This is a genomic window from Pseudomonas sp. TE3-3-F2023, assembly GCF_036784815.1.
Taxonomy (GTDB): Bacteria; Pseudomonadota; Gammaproteobacteria; order Pseudomonadales; family Pseudomonadaceae; genus Aquipseudomonas; species Aquipseudomonas pudica.
The window spans coordinates 3,674,364-3,694,980 of sequence record NZ_CP145113.1 but is presented as its reverse complement, the minus strand read 5'-3'; the positions used below and the strand labels follow the sequence as shown (position 1 = coordinate 3,694,980).

The following is a 20,617-nucleotide window of genomic DNA, read 5'->3' as shown; positions in this document are numbered from 1 at the left end:
GGAAGATCTGTACTTCATGGTTCTCTTCGCCATAGCAGTGCTGACCCTTGATGTGGCAGCCATCTTGCTCTATCGCAGTGCCAAGCCCTGACCCGCGTTTGGGGACTTTCACCCTGAACCGGGTTTTGGTCTACAGTGCTGGGACGTCCCTGGTGTAAGGAAACAGCTATGACAATGCGTCGATTGGCAGTTGTCGCTACCGCCATTGCGCTGGCATTAGGGCCAGTGCTCACTTATGCCGACCCGGGTAATGGTAAAGGGCAGGGCCATGGCAAGGACAAGGGCCAGCATGGTCAAGGTCACGGGGGGGCGTATGGTGGCCCGTCGATAAACCGTGGCGATGTGCTTGGCATTATTGACGGGCACCGTGGTTACTGGAGCCCTGGGCCGGCGCTGCCCCCTGGCATTCAGAAGAACCTGGCCCGTGGCAAACCACTGCCGCCGGGTATCGCCAAGAAGCTCGATGGCAGGCTGCTGGGGCAGCTCCCTCATTACGATGGCTATGAATGGATGCAGGCGGGTGCGGACCTGATCCTGGTGGCAGTCGCTACGGGGATCATCTACGAGGTGCTCAACGGCGCGCTGGATTGACGTCAGGCGCAGGTGTCGGCGAGCGCCGTCAATTGTAGGAGCGGCCTTGTGTCGCGATGGGCTGCAAAGCAGCCCCTCGGCAGGCGACGCGGTGGCTGGCACTGGCTGCGCCGGTGTTCGCGGGCGAACCCGCTCCGTGCAGCCAGACTTTGGTTGATTGGTAAGCCAATACAACCCCCGTTAGAATGCAGCGTATCCTTGATGGCCAATTGCAAATGTCTACGTTTCGTCTCTTTCTGTCCGCTGTAATGATCACCGGCCTTGCCGGCTGCGCGACCCCTGGCAAACCCACTGCCAGCAAGCTGACCCACAAATCGCCCCAGCAGTACGCCGCCTGCGTACTACCCAAGTGGCAAGCGCTGGCGCCTCAGGCCACGCAGAAATCGATTGCCCACGGCTACCGGTTGACGGCCCCCAGCGCCGTGGCATCCGATGATGTGCTGGACGTAGTCGACTCCCGCGAGGGCAGCCGCGCGACTTTCTACAAGGGCAGCTTCCTGTCTGGCGACAAATTGCGCCAGGCTGCCAGGGAATGCCTGGACTGACTCAGTAACCCGAGCCGCTGGAGCCGCCCATGCTCGGCAGGCGGGCCCTGCGCTGGGCATTGCTCCACTCGGCGCAGGTCGTGAAAGCGGTATTGTCCACTTTGCCGGTGCCATCGAAACTGACGCTGTAGGGGTGGCGGTTGTCGGCCTTGGTCAGCATGTAGTCGAAACAGGTGCCGGGTACCACGGTGCGTGCGGTCTCGGCATCAGGCTTGCCGCCGACCTGCATGACCTGGTCTCGGCTCATGCCGTTGGTGACTTTCGCCACCAGCGGCTGGTCGTGGTAAAGCGCGGAGTTGGACGAGCAGGCAGAAAGCGCTGCCAGTGCAAGGATCAGCGCGTGAAGGGGTTTGTTCATGGCCGTGCTCCGGTAGAAGACGCCGATGAAGTGATGCAGCAGCGGTTGGCGCACAGCCGCGCGCAGTTGCTGGCGGTTATTGCGGGCATGGAAGACAAGCCGCAAGGGATGGATTGCGAGGAGAATGCCCAGCGCCTGATTGCCGGTTGGCAGCAGGGCTAGTCCACGAACACGTGGCCCCCCTGTAGGAGCGGCCTTGTGTCGCGATGGGCTGCGTAGCGGCCCCGGCAATCTGTGCATCAACGCAAGATCCGGGGGCTGCTACGCAGCCCATCGCGACACAAGGCCGTTCCTACAGGGATCGCGCAGGCGTCTGGATTCTGGGTAAGACAGTCGCGCCCGCGATCAGCCTGCATCACCGCGTTTGTTCATCTGTTCGCACTGCACCAGTGCATCCGTCCTGCTTGGATAACTGGGCTTGAGCCGCTCCTTCGCTTGGTTATCGTAAATGTCGAACCCCCCACAAACGGTAGCGGCGTAATAGCGGCTACCCACGCGGAACGATTCCTTTTCGATCGGTACAGCGGGAACGATAACGAATCTTGGTTGCATTTTTCGTGCCTCCCCAGGCAGAGACTTAAGTATTAGTCTGACCATGGATAACCATCAAGGAGACTCATGAATAAAACTCGGTTTTCGTGATCGGCAGGTCGACAGCTGTACTGTCATCAAATGAAAACCCGCTGTCGTCCGATGCGAAGCGCCCCACACACCAAGGGCATACAGTCCAATCACCCAGAACTGACGCCATGCGTCCAGATCGATGATTGGAGAGACAAGCATGTCCAAAGTCGTACGTTTCCATCAGACCGGTGGCCCCGAGGTGCTGCGCTACGAGGACGCCGAGGTCGGCGAGCCCGGCCCGGGGCAGGTGCGCTTGCGCCAGGTGGCGGTGGGCCTGAACTATGCCGATACCTATTTCCGCAACGGCACCTACCCGATCCCGTTGCCCAACGGCATTGGCGTGGAAGCGGCCGGCGTGGTCGAGGCGCTGGGCGAGGGCGTGACCCAGGTGGCGGTCGGTGACCGGGTCACCTATACCGGCTTCCTCAACACACTTGGCGCGTACTGCACCGAGCGCTTGATCACCGCGGCGGCGCTGATCAAGCTGCCGGATACCATCGCTTTCGAAACCGCCGCCGCCATGACCATGCGCGGCCTGACCTCCGCCTACCTGCTGCGTCGGCTCCATGACTTCAAACCCGGCGACAGCGTGCTGCTGCATGCTGCCGCTGGCGGGGTCGGCCTGATCGTCGCGCAGTGGGCGCAGTTGCTGGGGCTGAACGTGATCGGCACGGTGTCCACCGAGGCCAAGGCCGAAGTGGCTCGCGCCCATGGCTGCAACCACGTCATCAACTACAGCGCCGAGGACGTTGCCACGCGCGTGTGTGAACTGACCGATGGGGTAGGGGTGAACGTGGTGTTCGACAGCGTTGGCAAGAACACCTTCATGGGCTCGCTCGATGCGCTCAAGCGTCGCGGCCTGATGGTCTGCGTCGGTACGGCGTCGGGCACCATCCCGCCGTTCGACCCGCAGTTGCTGGCGATCAAGGGTTCGCTGCAGCTCACCCGCCCGGCGCTGGCCGACTTCATCGCCGACCCGGCGGAGAAGGCCGACCTGGCCGGCGAGCTGTTCGATCACGTTGGCAGCGGGCGCATCCGTATCGAGATCAACCAGCATTACGCACTGCAGGATGCCGTCCAGGCACACCGTGACCTGGAAGCGCGCAAGACCACCGGCTCGTCGATCTTCGTCATCTGAAGAGGGCAACAGCATGCACATCGAACAACTGACCTGCGCGATCGGTGCCGAAGTAAGTGGGGTCAACCTGGCCGACGCGATCCACGACGACGACCTGTTCGCCCAGCTTCGCGCGCAGTTGCTCCGGCACCGTGTACTGTTCCTGCGCGACCAGCACTTCAGCCGCGCCGAACACGTGGCTTTCGCCCGCCGCTTCGGTGACCTGGAGGACCACCCGGTGGCCGGCAGCGACCCGGAGCATCCGGGCCTGGTACAGATCTACAAGCGCCCCGACCAGCCCAACGACCGCTATGAAAATGCCTGGCACACCGACGCCACCTGGCGCGAGGCACCGCCGATGGGCTGTGTGCTGCGCTGCATCGAATGCCCGCCCGTGGGCGGCGACACGATGTGGGCGAACATGGTGCTGGCCTATGAAAACCTGCCAGGCGATGTGAAGGCCAAGATCGAAGGCCTGCGCGCCCGTCACAGCATCGAGGCCAGCTTTGGCGCCGCCATGCCGCTGGAAAGACGCCTGGCGCTGAAGGCGCAGTTCCCTGATGCCGAGCACCCGGTGGTGCGCACCCACCCGGAAACCGGTGAGCAGGTGCTGTTCGTCAACGCTTTCACCACCCATTTCAGCAACTACCACACCCCGCAGCGGGTGCGCTTCGGGCAGGACGCCAACCCCGGTGCCAGCGACCTGCTGCGTTACCTGATAAGCCAGGCCTACCTGCCGGAGTACCAGGTGCGCTGGCGCTGGAAGCCCAACAGCGTGGCGATCTGGGACAACCGCAGCACACAGCATTACGCCGTCATGGACTACCCGCCGTGCCACCGCAAGATGGAACGCGCCGGGATCAAGGGCAGCCCCACGTTCTGAGTTCGTCGCCGTCGCTGGCGGCAACCGCACAAAAACAATAGCGAGGACTACAGCATGCAATTCTTCGACGATTCGTTGCACCCGGAAAACATGGAAAAGGTGGTGATCACCGTTGCTCCCTATGGCCCGGAGTGGATGCCCGAAGACTTCCCTGAAGACATTCCCCTGACCATGGATGAGCAGGTGCAGAAGGCCGTCGACTGCTTTGATGCCGGTGCCACGGTATTGCACCTGCACGTGCGCGAACTGGATGGCAAGGGCTCTAAGCGCCTGTCCAAGTTCAACGAGCTGATCGCCGGGGTGCGCGAAGCGGTGCCGGACATGATCATCCAGGTTGGCGGGTCGATTTCCTTTGCTCCGGAAGGCGAAGGCGAGGCGGCCAAGTGGCTGTCGGACGACACCCGGCACATGCTCGCCGAGCTGACGCCACGCCCTGACCAGGTGACCGTGGCCATCAACACCACGCAGATGAACATCATGGAGTTGCTGTACCCCGAGTACCTGGAGGGCACCTCGCTGGCCAGCCCGGCGATTCATGCCGCGTACAGCGAGATGACCGTGCCGGCCGGCCCGGCCTGGGTCCGCGAACACCTGCGCCGCCTGCAGGCCAGCAACATCCAGCCGCATTTCCAGCTGACCGGCATGCATGCCCTGGAGACGCTCGAGCGCATCGTCCGCCGTGGTGACTACATGGGCCCGCTGAACCTGACCTGGATCGGCATTGGCGGCGGCTTCGACGGCCCCAACCCGTTCAACTTCTTCAACTTCATCCACCGCGCGCCGGACGGTTGCACCCTGACCGCCGAATCGTTGCTGAAGAACGTGCTGCCGTTTAACACCATGGCCCTGGCCATGGGCCTGCACCCACGCTGCGGCAACGAAGACACCATCATCGACCAGCATGGCAAGCGCTTTACCTCGGTGCAGCAGATCCAGCAGACCGTGCGTGTGGCCCATGAGCTGGGCCGCGAGATTGCCAACGGCAAGGAAGCACGCGCCATTTACCGCATCGGGCAGCAGTACGACAGCATCGAGCAGACCCTCAAGGCCAACGGCATGGCGCCGAATCGCCAGCCGGGCGTGAAGGGCGTGCCGCAGCGCGGCTGATGCTGGTACGGCAGGCCCGGCCTCTTCGCGGGCATGCCCGCTCCCACAGGTGCGGCACCGGCCCAAAGGTCGACGCTGTCCCTGTGGGAGCGGGCGAGCCCGCGAAGAGGCCCGCAAAAGCAACATGAATGTTGGCTGTAACCCATAACAACAAGAACAACCTCACGCCCCGCACCCAAGGAGGCAACATGGCCACCTATCTCGCCAGTGCCGAAGATTCCGGCACCGACACCGCCCACAGCGTCCCCCGGCGCTATGCCTGGGTGGTCTTCGCCCTGACCTTTGGCCTGTTGATCTCCGACTACATGTCGCGCCAGGTGCTCAACGCGGTGTTCCCGCTGCTCAAGGGCGAATGGGCATTGAGCGACAGCCAGCTCGGTTTGCTCAGCGGTATTGTCGCGCTGATGGTCGGCCTGCTGACATTCCCGCTGTCGCTGCTGGCCGACCGCTTCGGCCGGGTGCGCAGCCTGGTGCTGATGGCGGTTCTGTGGAGCCTGGCCACCCTCGGCTGCGCCCTGGCGGAAAACTACCCGCAAATGTTCGTCGCGCGGTTTCTGGTCGGGGTGGGCGAGGCGGCCTACGGCAGTGTCGGCATTGCCGTGGTGGTCGCCGTGTTCCCCCGCGACATGCGCTCGACCCTGGCTGGTGCGTTCATGGCCGGTGGCATGTTCGGCTCGGTGCTGGGCATGGCCCTGGGCGGTGTACTGGCCCAGCACCTGGGCTGGCGCTGGGCATTTGCCGGCATGGCGCTGTTCGGCCTGGTGCTGGCGATGCTTTACCCGCTGATCGTAAAGGAGGCACGTATTGCGCCTCGATGCGCGCAGCAGTTGCAAGGCAACGCCAGCCGCCCGCTGCGCACCCTGTACAGCAGCCGTTCGGTCATCGCGGCCTACGTCGGCAGCGGGCTGCAGCTGTTCGTTGGCGGCACCGTGATGGTATGGATGCCCAGCTACCTGAATCGCTATTACGCCATGGGCACCGACCGCGCCGGGGCGATTGCCGCAGTCATCGTGCTGTGCAGTGGCATCGGCATGATTCTCTGCGCCATGCTCTGCGACCGGCTCGGGCGGCAGCGCCCGGACCGCAAGATCAGCCTGGCCATTGCCTACTGCCTGGGCAGTTGCGTGCTGTTGTCCCTCGCTTTCGCACTGCCAGTCGGCACCGCCCAGCTGGTGCTGATCTGCCTGGGCATGATGATCGCCGCCGGCACCAACGGCCCGTCCAGTGCCATGGTGGCCAACCTCACCCATGCCTCGGTGCACGGCACCGCTTTTGCCACCCTGACCCTGGCCAACAACCTGTTGGGTCTGGCCACCGGGCCGCTGATCACCGGGCGCGTTTCCGACCTGGTCGGCCTGGATGCCGCCTTCCAGCTGGTGCCGCTGATGAGCATCGGCGCTGCGGCGGTGTTTTTCCTTGCCAAACGCCATTACCACCGAGACATGGAGCGCCTGCATTCACCGGCAGGTGACGCTGGCGCACCCCGGGAGTTGAAACCGTGAAACAGCTGTTGTCCATCGAAGTGTTCTTCGATTTCGTCTGCCCTTGGTGCCTGGTTGGCCAGCGGCACCTGCAGGCCGCCCTGTTGCACTTGCAGCGCGAACAGCCGCAAGTGCAAGTACAACTGCAATGGCGAGGTGTGCAGTTGTTGCCTGGCTTGCCAGCCAGCGGCCTGCCGTTCCATGCCTTCTATCTGCAGCGCCTGGGCAGCGAGGAGGCGATACGCGAGCGCCAGGCCCAGGTGCGCGCCGCTGCCCGTGTGGTAGGCGAGGACATCGATTTCTCGCGTATCCGCCGCATGCCCAACACCGGCAACGCCCATCGGCTGCTGCAACGGGCTGCTCAGTTGCTGGAAGCAGCGCAACTGGAAGCCTTGCTGGCACGTCTGTTCATTGCCTATTTCCACCAGGGCCGCGACCTGGGGGATAGCCGCACCTTGCTCGACATCGCACAGTGTTGCGGGCTGGATGCCGCGCAGGTAGTCGACTGCCTGCGTGAGGACGGCAGCCCGTTCCTCGATGGGGCCGGGCGCGCTGGCAGTGCCGTGCCGCGTTTTCGTTTCAATCATGGGCCGCTCGTCGCGGGTGCACAGCCTGCCGAGGTGCTGTATGCGGCCATGACCGAAGCGCTGCAAGAGGTCGAGAGGGCATGACCCGGCGTATTGCATTGGCCCCCCATCAGGTGCCGGAACGTGGCGGCCGTGTGCTGTTGGCCTGCGAAGGGCGCAGCGTGGCGCTGTTCAACGTTGCCGACTCGCTCTATGCCATCGAAGACAGCTGCCCGCACCAGGGCGCGTCGTTGTGCGGCGGCCGGCTGGAAGGCCGTGTCATCCAGTGCTGCGCGCATGGCCTGCGCTTTGACCTGGCCAGCGGCTACCTGGTCAATTCCAGGGCTTTGAAGGTTGCCTGCTACCCGGTCGAGCAGCAGGGCGGTCAGGTCTACATCGTATTTGACGGTGAGGAAGCGGGACAATGAATACACTGGCACTTGGCGCTACCCATCAGCGTATTCGCACCCTCTCACCGTGATCGGCGTGTCGGCGCTGTCGACCCTGGCGATGATCCTCTACCGTCGCCAGGGCCTCGAGGCCGGTGGCCAGCGGCCGCCCTTGCTGCCATGGTTCGCGGTCGGCTTCCTGCTGCTGGCGATCAGTGCCCTGGGCATTAAAACCCAACTCAAGTCGCTGGCCTCGGTCGGGGTAAAACCTATTGCGCTGATGGTGGGGGAGAGCGTGTTTCTTGTGCTTTTGGTGCTGGCGTTGATGCACTGGGGCCTTGCCTGACTGCTTGACGCGGTCGATTGTAGGAGCGGCCTTGTGTCGCGAAAGGGCTGCGCAGCAGCCCCGGCAATATGGGCGTCTGTACTGAACCCCCGGGGCTGCTGCGCAGCCCTATCGCGACACAAGGCCGCTCCTACACGGGCCGTACCAGGATCAAGCTAAAGCCCTTGATCATCCCGCTGTGCCCGCCAACTGGCCGGCGGCATGCCGAACTGTGCGATGAACCAGCGGGTGAACGAGCTGGGCATCGAATAACCCAACATGTCGGCGATACGCCCCAGCGAATAGCCGGGGTTCTCCAGGTAGCGCATCACCAAGTCACGGCGCACGCTGTTGATCAGGTCCTTGAAGGTCAACCCGCTTTCTTCCAGGCGACGCTGCAGGGTGCGCACGTTCATGCCCTGGGTCTGTGCCACCTGCTCGATAGTGGCACGGCCCATGGGCAGCAGCAGGTAGATGGTCTTGCGCAACTCCAGCTCCAGGGACGGCGTGCCGCCCGCTGGCAGGCTGTCCAGATAGCGTTGCGCCAGGCGCGCCATGGCCTCGTTGGCCTGCGGGCTGGCGGTGTCGAGGTCGGCGGCCGGGCAGACAATACCGTTGAACTCGCTGCCGAACACCAACGTGCAGCCGAAAATGCGCCGGTGGGTGGACAGGTCGGCAGGAGGCGCGTGGGTGAAGTTGGCGCTGATCGGGTGCCAATGCGCACCCAGCAGCGCCGCGCACAGGCGCATCATCACGCCGATTGCCAGCTCGGTGGCCTGGCGGCTGCAGGGCGCGCGTTCGTTGATCACTTCCTCGCGAATGACCACGGTCTTGCCGGCTTCCTCGATATGAATGGCCAGTGCGTCATTGAGCAGGTGACGGTATTGCACGATCACCTGCAGTGCATCACGCAGGGTGCGTTGGTGGCTGAGCAGCAAGCTGATTTCGCCGAAGTCCGACAGTTGCCGCAATTCGGCCATGCGCAGGCCGAAGCTTTCGCAGCGGCTGGCGTTGGCGGAGGCTTCCAGCAAGGCGATGACGCTGGCAACCGGAATACGCCTGTTGGGGTCTTCGAGCAACGCGGCGCTTAGGCCAACCTGTGCCAACAGCGCTTGGGGATTGAGGCCCAGGTGGCGGGACACCTCAAGATAGTTGGTCAAGCTGGCGGCACGGACTAGGGCAGGCATTTTTTTTGTTTTCCATGCGGTTTCTTGTTGTTGGGTATGCCGACATGCGTTTTGTGTCTTATAGCCTGCGTGTCATGAATTGAAAAGCAAAGCCCCGTCATGGCCATTGTCATCAAATGAAAAGTCCCTGACGCCCAATGTGAAGCACCCGGTGGGTGGGCTGTTTACTGTGAACCTCAAGAGCTACACCGCACACGAGGTTCACCGTGGAAAAACTGCAAACCACCGCCACCGTGCTGATCGTCCCCGGCCTGCGCGACCATGTCGCCGAACACTGGCAGACCCTGCTCGCAGGCCGCCTGGCCAAGGTACGCAGCGTCCCGCCGCTGCAAGTCGACGGCCTGAGCTGCACGGCCCGGGTCGAGGCGATCCAGCGCGAACTGGGCCAGATCGATGGTGAGGTGATCCTGGTGGCGCACAGCGCTGGCGTGTTGATGGTCGCCCACTGGGCGGCGCGCTACCGGCGGCCGATCAAGGGTGCATTGCTGGCGGCACCGCCCGACCTGAACGCGCCATGGCCGGCCCACTACCCAAGCCCGGCCAGCCTGGCCGAGCACGGCTGGTCGCCATTGCCCCAGCAGCCGTTGCCGTTCCCCAGCATTGTCGCGGCCAGTAGCAACGACCACCTGGCCAGCTTTGCCGCAGCCAGCACCCTGGCCCAAGGCTGGGGTAGTGAACTGGTCGCACTGGGGGCCGTCGGCCACCTCAATCCGGCCTCCGGCTTCGGCCCCTGGCCGCAGGCCGAGGCCTTCATCCTGCGACTGGACCAGCCCAACCTGCAATAGCGCATGGACGCCCCAGCCACGCTCGCAAAAGACGGGCGGCGAAAAGAACAATAACAATACGTGGAGCCATCGTAATGCCAGAACACCGCATTCACCGTGCTGTGAAACCACAGCGCTGCCTGCTCGCCTGCGCCATCGGGCTGCTCACGCTGCCCGCCGCCCAGGCGTTCGAAGTCGATACCGGTAATGAAAACTGGGCCGTGCGCTTCGACAACACCGTCAAGTACAACTACGGCGTACGCACCGAAAGCGCCGACAAGCGCATGCTAGGTACGCCCAACAGCAACGACGGTGACTACAACTTCCGCAAGGCCGGCACCAACATCACCAACAGGGTCGACCTGCTGACCGAACTGGACGTGGTCTACCAGGGCAACACCGGGTTTCGCCTCAGCACCGCCAGCTGGTACGACAAGGCCTATGACAACACCGGCTCCAATAGCAACCCGTTCGTCAACGGCAACGGTGACCAGTCCGGCATCAACCCCAGCCTCAATGGCCTGCCCGGCACCGGTGTGCCGCTGGGCAGCCCGCACCTGAGCAACTACGCCCAGCGTTACTACAGCGGCCCGTCCGGTGAAGTGCTGGATGCCTTCGTGTTCTTCAGCCGTGAAGTCGGCGAGGCCTCGCAGGTCAGCGCCAAGCTGGGCCAGCACAACCTGTTCTGGGGTGAAACCCTGCTCAACCCGGTGCACTCGCTAAGCTATGGCCAGTCGGGCCTCGACCTGGCCAAGCTGGCTGCCTCGCCGGGCACCGAGGCCAAGGAGCTGTTCGTACCGCGCAACCAACTGTCGACCTCGTTCCTGGTCAACTCCGAACTGACCCTGGGCGCCCAGTACTTCTTCGACTGGGACGCCGCCCGCCTGCCCGAAGCCGGTACCTACTATGGCGGCTCGGACGTGGTAGGCGAGGGCGCCCAAAGCTTCCTGCTCGGCCACACCGGCACCCCGGGGCTGATCCCGGTGCGCGGTGCGCTGACCACCATCCGCCGTGGCCATGACCTGAACCCCGGCAAGAGCGGCGACTGGGGCATCATGGCCAAGTGGTCGCCCGAGTGGCTGGGCGGCACCCTCGGTTTCTACTACCGCAAGACCTCCGAGATCCTCCCACAGGCCTGGCTCGACGCACGCGGCATGACCGTCGCCAACGGCCCGTTCGGCAACCCGCCGGGCAGCCGCCAAGGTGCAGTCGGCAACCTGTACAACTCGCTGCAAAGCACTACCTACCAGTTCGCCTACTCCGATGACATCGACATCTATGGCCTGAGCCTGTCCAAGGATGTGGGCGGCATCAGTGTCGGCAGCGACCTGAACATTCGCCACAACATGCCGTTGGCGAGCATCCCGGCAATCGTCAGCGCCCCCGGCCAGGGTGGCCTGGGTGGCGGCTTTGGTTTGCTGCCGGCACGCCTGCCCAGCAGCGGGGTGATCTACGACGTACCCAAGGATGGCGACGGCCTGAGCGCCACCGGCGACACCCTGCACTGGACCTTGAACGGCCTGATGACCATTGGCGATACGCCGCTGTTCGATTCGGCAACCCTGCTCGGCGAGCTGTTCTACAGCAACCTGCTCAAGCTCGATAGCCACAACGAGGCCTTGTACAAGGGCAAGAGCAGCTACCGCGGTATCGACAAGGCCACCCGCGACAACTGGGGCATCGCCGTCAACTTCACCCCTACCTGGTACCAGGTGCTGCCAGGTATGGACCTGAGCATGCCGCTATCGGTCAACGTCGGCCTCGACGGCGTGTCGCCGGTGCAGGGCGGTGGCGCCGAGAACACTGGCAACTATGCGGTGGGCGTGAGCGCCGCGATCTACAACCAGTACTTCGTCGACCTCAAGTACGTCGACAGTTTCGGTGAGACCAAGGCCTGCAAGGACGGCCAGACCGACGGCAGCACCCCCAACGCCCTGGACGGCGAACAGGATTACACCTGCTACGGCGGCGGCTACGCCTCCTTCTCCGGCGGTGGTGCCACCACCGAGGACCGTGGCGCCCTGTACCTGACCGTCAAGACGACCTTCTGAGTCATGTTTCCTACAGCCTGCACAGGAAGACAACCATCATGAATTTCGTACGTACCCTGCTGGCCTCGTGCCTGTCACTGGCCGCCCTGAACGCTGCACAGGCCGCTGTTTCCACTGATCAGGCGGCGCGCCTGGGCACCAGCCTGACCGTCATCGGCGCGGAGAAGGCCGGCAACGCCGATGGCTCGATCCCGGCCTACCAGGGCGGCCTGCTGACGCCGCCAGCCAGCTACCAGAGCGGCGCCAGCATGCGCCCCGACCCGTTCGCCAGCGACAAGCCGCTGCTGGTCATCGATGGCAAGAACGCCGAGCAGTACAAGGGCCAGTTGACCGCCACCACCCTGGAGCTGCTCAAGCGCTACCCCAGCTACCGCGTCGATGTGTACCCGACCCACCGTAGCGTGGCGCTGCCGCAAGCGGTGCTCGACAACACCCGCAAGAACGCCACCGGCGCCAACAGCAAGGAGGGCGGCACTGCGGTAGACAACGTGCTGCCGGGCATCCCGTTCCCCATTCCGCAGAACGGCGCCGAGGCCATGTGGAACTTCCTGCTGCGCTATCAGGGCGTGAGCATGACTGCCAAGTACGACTCGTGGAACGTCGACGCTGCTGGCAAACCATCGCTGTCGACCACCGGCCAGGCCAATATCAGCTACCCGATATACGAAGACATGACCAAGCCGATCGGTGCCAAGGACACCTACTACCAGATGAAGCTGGTGTACACCGGGCCCGCACGCCGTGCCGGCGAAGCAATGATGTTGCGCGACGCCGCCAACCCGCTGGTGCAACCACGCAGCGCCTGGCAGTACCTGCCGGGTCAGCGCCGGGTCAAGCTGGCGCCGAACCTGGCCTACGACACGCCCAACCCGGGCACCTCGGGTTCGGGCACCTACGATGATGTGTTCGTTTTCAACGGTGCGCTGGACCGCTACGACTGGACCCTGGTCGGCAAGCAGGAAATGTACGTGCCGTACAACACCTATCAGCTGACCTACAACACCGACGTCAAGCAGGTGATCACCCCCAACCACCTGGCGCCGCAGTTCGTGCGTTGGGAGAAGCACCGGGTGTGGGTGGTGGAAGGCAAGCTCAAGGACGGTGCGCGCCATATCTACCACAAGCGCCGCTTCTACCTCGATGAAGACAGCTGGATCGCTCTGGCCTCGGACCAGTACGACGCCCGTGGCCAGTTGTACCGCGGCTCGTTCGCCTTCCTCACCCAGAGCTACGACAAACAGACCCCGGACGCCACGCCGTTCATGATCTACGACCTGATCGGCGGCACCTACAACCTCAATGGCGTAGTCGGTGCCTACGGCGGCATCCGCTACATCGACCCGCTGTCGAAAACCCAGTGGTCGCCCGAGTCGCTGGCCGGCAACGGCATTCGCTGAGCGCACGGAGCAGAGGTGGCAATGTCTGTCTTCAAACGATGCAGCGTGGTAGTTCTGGCCTGGGCCGCGCTGCAGGGCGCGGCCCAGGCTGCGCCCTTCACCGATGTGCTGGACCTGCCCGCCATGCCCAGCGCCCTTGTCGCCAGCAGCGCCTTGCGCGATGTAGCCCTGGCTGGGCAGCGCCTGGTCGCGGTGGGCCCGCGTGGGCACATCCTGTACTCCGACGACCATGGCACGCACTGGCAGCAGGCCCAGGTGCCGGTCAGCGCCGATCTTAATGCCGTGAGCTTCGCCACGCCCGAGCTCGGCTGGGCGGTTGGCCACGATGGCGTGGTGCTGCACAGCCGTGATGGCGGCGTGCACTGGCAGAAGCAGCTGGATGGCCGGGCGCTGGCCGAGCAACTGCCGGGCACAGGTAGCGACAATGCCTTGCTCGACGTTTGGTTCGGCGATGCCCGCAATGGCTATGCGGTCGGCGTGTTCAACCTGCTGTTACGCACCGTTGATGGCGGCGAGCACTGGCAGCCCTGGCTCGACCACAGCGATAACCCCCAAGGCCTGCACCTGACCAGCCTGGCCGCGGTGGGTGACGAGCTGTACATCACCGGCGAGCAAGGCCTGCTGCTGAAGCAGGACGGTGAGCGTTTCAGCCGTGTCGAGACACCCTACGCCGGCACACTGTTCGGTGCTGTCGGCAAGCCTGGCGTACTGCTGGTCTACGGCTTGCGCGGGCATGCCTACCGCAGTACCGACGGCGGCCGGCAATGGCAACCGGTCAGCACGGGTGTGAACACCAGCCTCACCGCCGCCGGTGTCGACCGTGACGGCCAGCTATGGCTGGCCAGCCAGGCTGGCGACCTGCTGCTCAGCCGGGATGATGGCGCAAGCTTCAGCCCGGTGCCGCAAAGCGCCCGTGGCCCGGTGACCGCGCTCGCCACCGATACCGGCAACGGCCTGGTCCTGGTGGGCGAGCGGGGCGTGCGCAACCAGGCCGGCAACCCCACGCTGCACCCATAACAAGAGAAGACCCTGATGGCCGCAACCCGCCAAGACACCCTGCCGGTGATCCGCAACCTCGACGATTTCGACCCACGCTCGGGCAATTGCCTGGAGCGCCTGGTGTTCAACCATCGCCTGCCGTTCCTGCTGTGCATGCTGCTGGCGACCCTGGTACTGGGCTACATGGCGCTGACCCGCCTGGAGCTGCGCCCCAGCTTCGACAAGATGCTGCCGCAGAGCCACCCCTACATCCAAAACTACCTGGAAAACCGCCCATCACTGCGTGGCCTGGGCAATGCGGTGCGGGTGGTAGTGGAGAACACCCAGGGCGACATCTTCGACCCGGGCTACCTGCAGACCCTGCGCCACATCAACGACGAGCTGTTCCTCAGCCAGGGCGTGGACCGGGCCTGGGTGAAGTCGCTGTGGAGCCCTGCGGTGCGCTGGACCGAGGTGACCGAGGAGGGCTTCCAGGGCGGCCCGGTGATGCCCGACGGCTACCAAGGCGCTACGGGTGACATCGAGCAGCTGCGGCAGAACATCGAGCGCGCCAACATCGTCGGCAGCCTGGTGGCGCGGGACTTCAAGTCGAGCATGCTGGTCGTGCCGCTGCTCGACCAGGATTCGGCCACCGGCAAGGGCCTCGACTACCACGCCTTCTCGCAGAAGCTCGAGCAACTGCGCAGCCAGTGCCAGGCCAGCGGCCAGTACCGCATCCATGTGATCGGCTTTGCCAAGCTGATGGGCGACCTGATCGACGGGCTGATCCAGGTGATGGCGTTCTTCGCCCTGGCGGTGCTGACCAGCCTGCTGATCATCTACTGTTACACCCGTTGCCTGCGCAGCACCCTGCTGGTGGTGCTGTGTTCACTGACCGCAGTGGTGTGGCAGCTGGGCATCGTGGCCTGGCTGGGCTACGCCATCGACCCGTATTCGATCCTGGTGCCATTCCTGATCTTTGCCATCGGCGTATCCCACGCGGCGCAGAAGATGAACGGCATCCTTCAGGACATCGGCCGTGGCACCCACCGTCAGGTGGCAGCGCGCTATACCTTCCGCCGCCTGTTCGTGGCCGGGGTGACTGCATTGCTGGCCGATGCGGTGGGCTTTGCCGTGCTGATGCTGATCGACATACCGGTGATTCAGGACCTGGCGATCACCGCCAGCATCGGCGTGGCGGTGCTGATCTTCACCTCGCTGCTGCTGATGCCGGTGGCGCTGTCTTATGTTGGCGTGGGCCGCAGGGCCGCTGAACGAGCCCTGGCTATCGATGCGCGCTGGGGCCTTCGCGGGCACGCCCGCTCCCACGGGGACGGCGCGATACCTGTGGGAGCGGGCATGCCCGCGAAGGGCTGCAACGCAGCCCCAATCAACCTGTGGGACCTGCTCGACCGCTTCACCGAACGCAAATGGGCCAGCGTCGCACTGCTGGTGGCGCTGGCCCTGGGCGCCCTCGGTATCTGGGGCAGCCTGCAACTGAAAATCGGCGACCTCGACAGCGGTGCCCCCGAGTTGCGCGCCGGCTCCCGCTATAACCTCGACAATGCCTACATCACCCAGCACTACGCGCTGTCCAGCGATACCTTCGCGGTGATGGTCAAGACCGCTCCGGAAGGCTGCCTGCAATACCAGACACTGGTGCTTGCCGACCGCCTGGCCTGGGAGCTGCAGCAATTGCCGGGTGTGCAGACCACCGTGTCGCTGGCCAATGCCGTGCGCCAGATCACCGCCGGCACCTACGAAGGCAACCCGCGCCTGAACAGCCTGCAGCGCAACCAGGACGTGCTCAACTACGCCGCCCAGCAGGCATCGGTCAACGCCCCTGAGTTGTTCAACAACGATTGCTCGCTGATGCCGGTAATCGCCTACCTAAAGGACCATCGCGCCGACACCCTGGCCCAGGTGGCCGCCGTGGCAGAGCGTTTTGCCCAGGCCAACAGCAGCACCGAACAGCAGTTCCTGCTGGCCGCCGGCAGCGCCGGTATCGAGGCCGCCACCAATGTGGTGGTCAGCGAGGCCAACCACCGCATGCTGTTGCTGGTGTACCTGGCAGTCACGCTGTTCTGCCTGTTCACCTTCCGTAGCTGGCGCGCCACGCTGGTGGCGATCCTGCCGTTGATACTCACCTCGGTACTGTGCGAGGCGCTGATGGTAGCCATGGGCATTGGCGTCAAGGTCGCCACCTTGCCGGTGATCGCACTGGGCGTAGGCATCGGCGTGGACTACGCGCTGTACCTGCTCAGCGTGCAACTGCACTACCAGCGCGCCGGGCTGAGCCTGGCCCAGGCCTACCAGAAAGCCGTGGCCTTCACCGGCCGGGTGGTCGGGCTGGTCGGCATCACCCTGGCAGCCGGCGTGGTCGGCTGGGCGTGGTCGCCGATCAAGTTCCAGGCCGACATGGGCCTGCTGCTGACCTTCATGTTTCTGTGGAACATGCTCGGCGCGCTGGTGTTGATCCCTGCGCTGTCGCATTTCCTCCTGCGTGGCCAGGCCGCCCCGGCACCTGCCGAGGCCCAGGCCACGTCGCTTCCGCAAACCCAAGAAACCGAGTGTTCGCCTCATGTCTGATTACCTTCCGCCACTGCGCGACATGGATTTTCTGTTCAACGAAGTGTTCGACATCCCGGCCTGGTGGGCGCAAACGCCCGCGCTGGCCGAGCAGGTCGATGGGGATACTGCCCGGGCCGTGCTCGAACAGGCCGGCCGGCTGATTGCCGAGGTGGTGGCGCCACTCAACCGCAGTGGTGACGAGCAGGGTTGCCGCTGGGAGGCGGGCCAGGTACGTACCCCCGATGGCTTCACCGATGCCTACCGGGCATTCGCCGCAGATGGCTGGGTGGGTGTGGCTGGTGCCCCGGAATATGGGGGGATGGGCATGCCGAAAGTGATCGGCGCCCAGCTCGAAGAAATGCTCAATGCCGCCAACCTGTCGTTCGGCCTGTACCCGATGCTGACCGCCGGGGCCTGCCTGGCGCTGCTCAACCATGCCAGTAAGTCGTTGAAGGCGTTGTACCTGCCGCCCATGTACCAAGGGCGCTGGGCCGGTTCGATGTGCCTGACCGAGCCGCACGCTGGCACTGACCTGGGCCTGATTCGCACCCGCGCCGAGCCGGTTGCCGACGGCAGCTACCGCATCAGCGGGACCAAGATCTTCATCACTGGCGGTGAGCAGGACCTGACCGAGAACATCATCCACCTGGTGCTGGCGCGGCTGCCGGATGCGCCAGCCGGGCCCAAGGGCATCTCGCTGTTCCTGGTGCCCAAGGTGCTGGTTGACGCCGACGGCGTGCTGGGCGAGGCCAACGCGGTGAGTTGCGGGTCGATCGAGCACAAGATGGGCATCAAGGCCTCGGCCACCTGCGTGATGAACTTCGACGGTGCAATCGGCTACCTGATCGGCGAGCCGAACAACGGCCTCAACGCGATGTTCACCATGATGAACTACGAGCGCCTGGGCGTAGGTATCCAGGGCCTGGCCCTGGGCGAACGCTCCTACCAGGGTGCCATCGCCTATGCCCGTGATCGCCAGCAGGGGCGTGCGCCGACCGGCACCGAAGCGCCGGGGCAAGCCGCTGACCCGATCATCGTCCACCCGGACGTGCGGCGCATGCTGCTGACCATGAAAGCGCTGAACGAAGGCGGGCGGGCATTCTCCACCTATGTGGCACTGCAGCTGGACCTGGCCAAGTACAGCGAGGCCCCGGTCGCACGCGCCCAGGCCGAGGCCAAGGTGGCGTTGCTCACACCGGTGGCCAAGGCCTTCCTTACCGACATGGGGCTGGAAACCACCGTGCACGGCCAGCAGGTGCTGGGCGGTCATGGCTATATCCGCGAGTGGGGGCAGGAGCAGTTGATCCGCGACTGCCGCATCACCCAGATCTACGAGGGCACCAACGGCATCCAGGCCCTCGACCTGGTGGGGCGCAAACTGTTTGCCGATGGCGGCCAGGCCTATCGCAGCGTGTCCGAGGAAATTACCGCCTTTGCCAAGATGCTGCCTGCGGCGTGCGCCGAGTTCGGTGCGCCGCTGCTGGCTGCCGTGCGCAACCTCGACGAGCTCACCGCCTGGTTGCTCGACCGCGCCCAGAGCAACCCGCGCGAGCTTGGCGCGGCAGCGGTGGAGTACCTGCAGGTGTTTGGCTACACCTTCTACGCCTACCTGTGGGCACGCATGGCCGTGGTATGCCAGTGTCATGCGGCCCCCGAGCCGTTCCACCTTGGCAAGCTGGGCACCGCGCGGTTCTACTTTGCCCGCCTGCTGCCACGCATTCATTCGCTGAGCGCCAGTGTGAGGGCCGGTAGCGACTGCCTGTACCTGCTCGAGGCCGGGCAACTGTGAGGGCCGCCGACATGATCACCACTCGCATCATGCCCGCGGCCGAGCAGGCCTACGCCTATCCGCTGCTGATCAAGCGCCTGCTGCTGTCGGGCGTGCGCTACCAGCCGAACCAGGAAATCGTCTACGCCGACAAGCTGCGCTACACCTACACCACGCTGCTCGAACGCATTCAGCGCCTGGCCAATGTGCTGACCGCCGCCGGGGTCAAGCCTGGCGACACCGTTGCCTTGCTCGACTGGGACAGCCACCGGGCGCTGGAGTGCTTCTTTGCCGTGCCGATGCTGGGTGCGGTGCTGCACACGGTGAACATTCGCCTTTCCACCGAGCAGGTGCGCTACACCATGAAGCATGCCGAGGACCGGCTGGTACTGGTGCATGACGACTTCCTGCCATTAATGGCGCAATTGCGCGATGATTTGCCGACGGTCGAGGGTTTCATCCGCCTCGGCGAAGGCGGCCCCACAGCGCAAGATGTGCCGTTGCTGGGTGAGTACGAAGCGCTGCTGTCGGCTGCCGAGCCGCAGTTCGACTTCGCGGATTTCGACGAGCACTCGCTGGCCACGCTGTTCTACACCAGCGGAACCACCGGCAACCCCAAGGGCGTGTACTTCAGCCACCGGCAACTGGTGCTGCATACCCTGGTCGAGCAGGGCACCCTGGCTGCGTGCGGCGAGGTGCCGCTGCTGCGCAGCGGCGACGTGTACATGCCCATCACGCCGATGTTCCACGTGCATGCCTGGGGCGTGCCCTATGTGGCTACGGCGCTGGGCATCAAGCAGGTCTACCCCGGGCGCTACGAGCCCAACCGCCTGGTGCGCCTGTACCGCGACGAAGGCGTGACGTTCTCCCATTGCGTGCCCACGGTACTGCAGATGATGCTCGACAGCGAGGAAGGACGCCGCGCCGACCTGAGCGGCTGGAAGATGCTGCTGGGCGGCAGCGCCCTGACCCTGGGCCTTGCGCAGCGTGCCAGCGAGCGCGGTATCAGCGTGCATTGTGGCTACGGCATGTCGGAAAGCTGCCCGTTGCTCAGCATCACCCACCTGAGCGCCGACCTGCTGGCACTGCCCATGGCGCAACAACTGCCGCTGCGTATCGATGCTGGCGTGCCGATTGCTTTAGTGGACCTGCGCATCGTCGACGTTGAAGGCAATGATGTGCCCCGCGATGGCGAAAGCCTGGGTGAAATCGTGGTGCGTGCACCGTGGTTGACCCAGGGTTACCTGCATGAACCGGAGCAGGGTGCCGCGTTGTGGCTGGGGGGCTGGATGCATACCGGCGACCTGGCCTGCATCGACCCGGCGGGTGTGGTGCGTATTCGTGACCGGATCAAGGATGTGATCAAGACCGGAGGCGAGTGGGTCAGTTCGGTGGCGCTGGAAAACCTGATCAGCCAGCACCCGGCTGTTGCATCGGTGGCGGTGATCGGCATCCCGGACCCGCAGTGGGGTGAGCAACCGTTGGCCTTGGTAGTCTGTTGTGACGGCATGCAGTTTGACCGGGCAGAATTGGCCGGGCATCTGCAGCCGTTTGTCGACAGCGGGCACCTGAACAAATGGGCGGTACCGCGGCAGTTGCGTTTCGTGGACGAGATCCCCAAGACCAGCGTTGGCAAGATCGACAAGAAGCGGATCCGGCAGGCCTTTCTCTGAATGCTGGCAGAACCGGCTGATGGCACCGGCTGCGCCGGTGTTCGCGGGCGCGCCTGCTCCCACAGGTACAGCACATTCCTTCAGCTGGTGGGGTCCCTGTGGGAGCGGGTTCACCCGCGAAGCAGGCGACGCGGTGGATGGCACTCTGGCCCGGGCAATATGCCGACGCCGATGTTCCGCTAGCGTGATTGCCTGAGCAAGAAAGCGGATGCAGGCAGGGCTGTGGATGCGTACAGTAGGTT

Annotated in this window: 19 protein-coding genes and 1 pseudogene; 17 read left to right on the top strand and 3 right to left on the bottom strand. The window is 64.5% G+C overall.

Going from position 1 to position 20,617, the window contains the following annotated elements:
* Nucleotides 1-168: 168 nt before the first annotated feature.
* Both V3314_RS16675 and V3314_RS16670 read left to right on the top strand, forming a co-directional pair.
* Nucleotides 169-591 carry an anti-virulence regulator CigR family protein gene (locus V3314_RS16675; RefSeq protein ID WP_046616708.1) on the top strand — a complete coding sequence of 141 codons (423 nt, stop codon included), beginning with the start codon at nucleotides 169-171 and terminating at the stop codon, nucleotides 589-591.
* A 185-nt stretch (nucleotides 592-776) separates the two neighbouring features.
* Nucleotides 777-1,136, top strand: a complete 360-nt coding sequence (locus V3314_RS16670) for a hypothetical protein (protein ID WP_046616707.1) — start codon at nucleotides 777-779, stop codon at nucleotides 1,134-1,136.
* Between the two features lies 1 nt (nucleotide 1,137).
* Here V3314_RS16670 and osmE read toward each other — a convergent pair whose 3' ends face one another.
* Nucleotides 1,138-1,494 (bottom strand): osmotically-inducible lipoprotein OsmE, encoded by a 357-nt coding sequence (osmE, locus tag V3314_RS16665; RefSeq protein ID WP_135003059.1) that lies wholly within the window; start codon nucleotides 1,492-1,494, stop codon nucleotides 1,138-1,140.
* On the opposite strand from osmE, the gene V3314_RS16660 reads away from it, so the two are divergent.
* The gene (locus tag V3314_RS16660) at nucleotides 1,477-1,656 is read left to right on the top strand and encodes a hypothetical protein (protein WP_322492727.1); all 180 of its coding nucleotides are present in this window, start codon (nucleotides 1,477-1,479) and stop codon (nucleotides 1,654-1,656) included. The genes osmE and V3314_RS16660 overlap by 18 nt on opposite strands.
* Nucleotides 1,657-1,839: 183 nt before the next feature.
* Here V3314_RS16660 and V3314_RS16655 read toward each other — a convergent pair whose 3' ends face one another.
* The gene (locus tag V3314_RS16655) at nucleotides 1,840-2,046 is read right to left on the bottom strand and encodes a hypothetical protein (protein WP_080958527.1); all 207 of its coding nucleotides are present in this window, start codon (nucleotides 2,044-2,046) and stop codon (nucleotides 1,840-1,842) included.
* A 229-nt stretch (nucleotides 2,047-2,275) separates the two neighbouring features.
* Between V3314_RS16655 and V3314_RS16650 the strand changes: the two genes are divergently transcribed.
* The 7 genes and pseudogenes from V3314_RS16650 to V3314_RS16620 all read left to right on the top strand — a co-directional run.
* On the top strand, nucleotides 2,276-3,256 hold the full coding sequence (locus V3314_RS16650) for a quinone oxidoreductase (protein WP_338459316.1): 981 nt from the start codon (nucleotides 2,276-2,278) through the stop codon (nucleotides 3,254-3,256).
* A gap of 13 nt (nucleotides 3,257-3,269) precedes the next feature.
* A complete protein-coding gene (locus tag V3314_RS16645; RefSeq protein WP_046616704.1) occupies nucleotides 3,270-4,118 on the top strand; it encodes a TauD/TfdA family dioxygenase in 849 nt (282 codons plus the stop codon).
* A 54-nt stretch (nucleotides 4,119-4,172) separates the two neighbouring features.
* Nucleotides 4,173-5,225, top strand: coding sequence for a 3-keto-5-aminohexanoate cleavage protein (locus tag V3314_RS16640; RefSeq protein WP_338459315.1), 1,053 nt, complete (start codon nucleotides 4,173-4,175; stop codon nucleotides 5,223-5,225).
* 188 nt (nucleotides 5,226-5,413) lie between these two features.
* The gene (locus tag V3314_RS16635) at nucleotides 5,414-6,727 is read left to right on the top strand and encodes an MFS transporter (protein ID WP_046616701.1); all 1,314 of its coding nucleotides are present in this window, start codon (nucleotides 5,414-5,416) and stop codon (nucleotides 6,725-6,727) included.
* Nucleotides 6,724-7,377 carry a DsbA family oxidoreductase gene (locus V3314_RS16630; protein WP_338459314.1) on the top strand — a complete coding sequence of 218 codons (654 nt, stop codon included), beginning with the start codon at nucleotides 6,724-6,726 and terminating at the stop codon, nucleotides 7,375-7,377. The genes V3314_RS16635 and V3314_RS16630 overlap by 4 nt, the downstream gene beginning before the upstream one ends.
* Nucleotides 7,374-7,700, top strand: a complete 327-nt coding sequence (locus tag V3314_RS16625) for a Rieske 2Fe-2S domain-containing protein (RefSeq protein WP_046616699.1) — start codon at nucleotides 7,374-7,376, stop codon at nucleotides 7,698-7,700. The genes V3314_RS16630 and V3314_RS16625 overlap by 4 nt, the downstream gene beginning before the upstream one ends.
* A gap of 79 nt (nucleotides 7,701-7,779) precedes the next feature.
* A pseudogene (locus V3314_RS16620) lies at nucleotides 7,780-8,007 on the top strand (putative sulfate exporter family transporter); the annotation flags it as partial.
* A gap of 155 nt (nucleotides 8,008-8,162) precedes the next feature.
* Here the strand turns inward: V3314_RS16620 and V3314_RS16615 are convergent.
* Complete coding sequence (locus tag V3314_RS16615) at nucleotides 8,163-9,173, bottom strand: AraC family transcriptional regulator (RefSeq protein WP_046616697.1); 1,011 nt, start codon at nucleotides 9,171-9,173, stop codon at nucleotides 8,163-8,165.
* Between the two features lie 206 nt (nucleotides 9,174-9,379).
* Between V3314_RS16615 and V3314_RS16610 the strand changes: the two genes are divergently transcribed.
* The 7 genes from V3314_RS16610 to V3314_RS16580 all read left to right on the top strand — a co-directional run bounded on the left by V3314_RS16610 (nucleotide 9,380) and on the right by V3314_RS16580 (nucleotide 20,375).
* A complete protein-coding gene (locus V3314_RS16610) occupies nucleotides 9,380-9,958 on the top strand; it encodes an alpha/beta hydrolase (protein ID WP_046616696.1) in 579 nt (192 codons plus the stop codon).
* Between the two features lie 74 nt (nucleotides 9,959-10,032).
* Entirely contained in the window at nucleotides 10,033-11,988 is a 1,956-nt protein-coding gene (locus tag V3314_RS16605; RefSeq protein WP_046616695.1) for a DUF1302 domain-containing protein, read from the top strand.
* Nucleotides 11,989-12,026: 38 nt separating this feature from the next.
* Entirely contained in the window at nucleotides 12,027-13,385 is a 1,359-nt protein-coding gene (locus tag V3314_RS16600; RefSeq protein WP_046616694.1) for a DUF1329 domain-containing protein, read from the top strand.
* 21 nt (nucleotides 13,386-13,406) lie between these two features.
* Nucleotides 13,407-14,402 carry a YCF48-related protein gene (locus V3314_RS16595; protein ID WP_196173910.1) on the top strand — a complete coding sequence of 332 codons (996 nt, stop codon included), beginning with the start codon at nucleotides 13,407-13,409 and terminating at the stop codon, nucleotides 14,400-14,402.
* A gap of 15 nt (nucleotides 14,403-14,417) precedes the next feature.
* Nucleotides 14,418-16,952 (top strand): MMPL family transporter, encoded by a 2,535-nt coding sequence (locus V3314_RS16590; RefSeq protein ID WP_046616692.1) that lies wholly within the window; start codon nucleotides 14,418-14,420, stop codon nucleotides 16,950-16,952.
* The gene (locus V3314_RS16585) at nucleotides 16,945-18,723 is read left to right on the top strand and encodes an acyl-CoA dehydrogenase C-terminal domain-containing protein (RefSeq protein WP_338459312.1); all 1,779 of its coding nucleotides are present in this window, start codon (nucleotides 16,945-16,947) and stop codon (nucleotides 18,721-18,723) included. The genes V3314_RS16590 and V3314_RS16585 overlap by 8 nt, the downstream gene beginning before the upstream one ends.
* A gap of 11 nt (nucleotides 18,724-18,734) precedes the next feature.
* On the top strand, nucleotides 18,735-20,375 hold the full coding sequence (locus V3314_RS16580) for a fatty acid--CoA ligase (protein ID WP_338459311.1): 1,641 nt from the start codon (nucleotides 18,735-18,737) through the stop codon (nucleotides 20,373-20,375).
* Nucleotides 20,376-20,617: the final 242 nt, after the last annotated feature.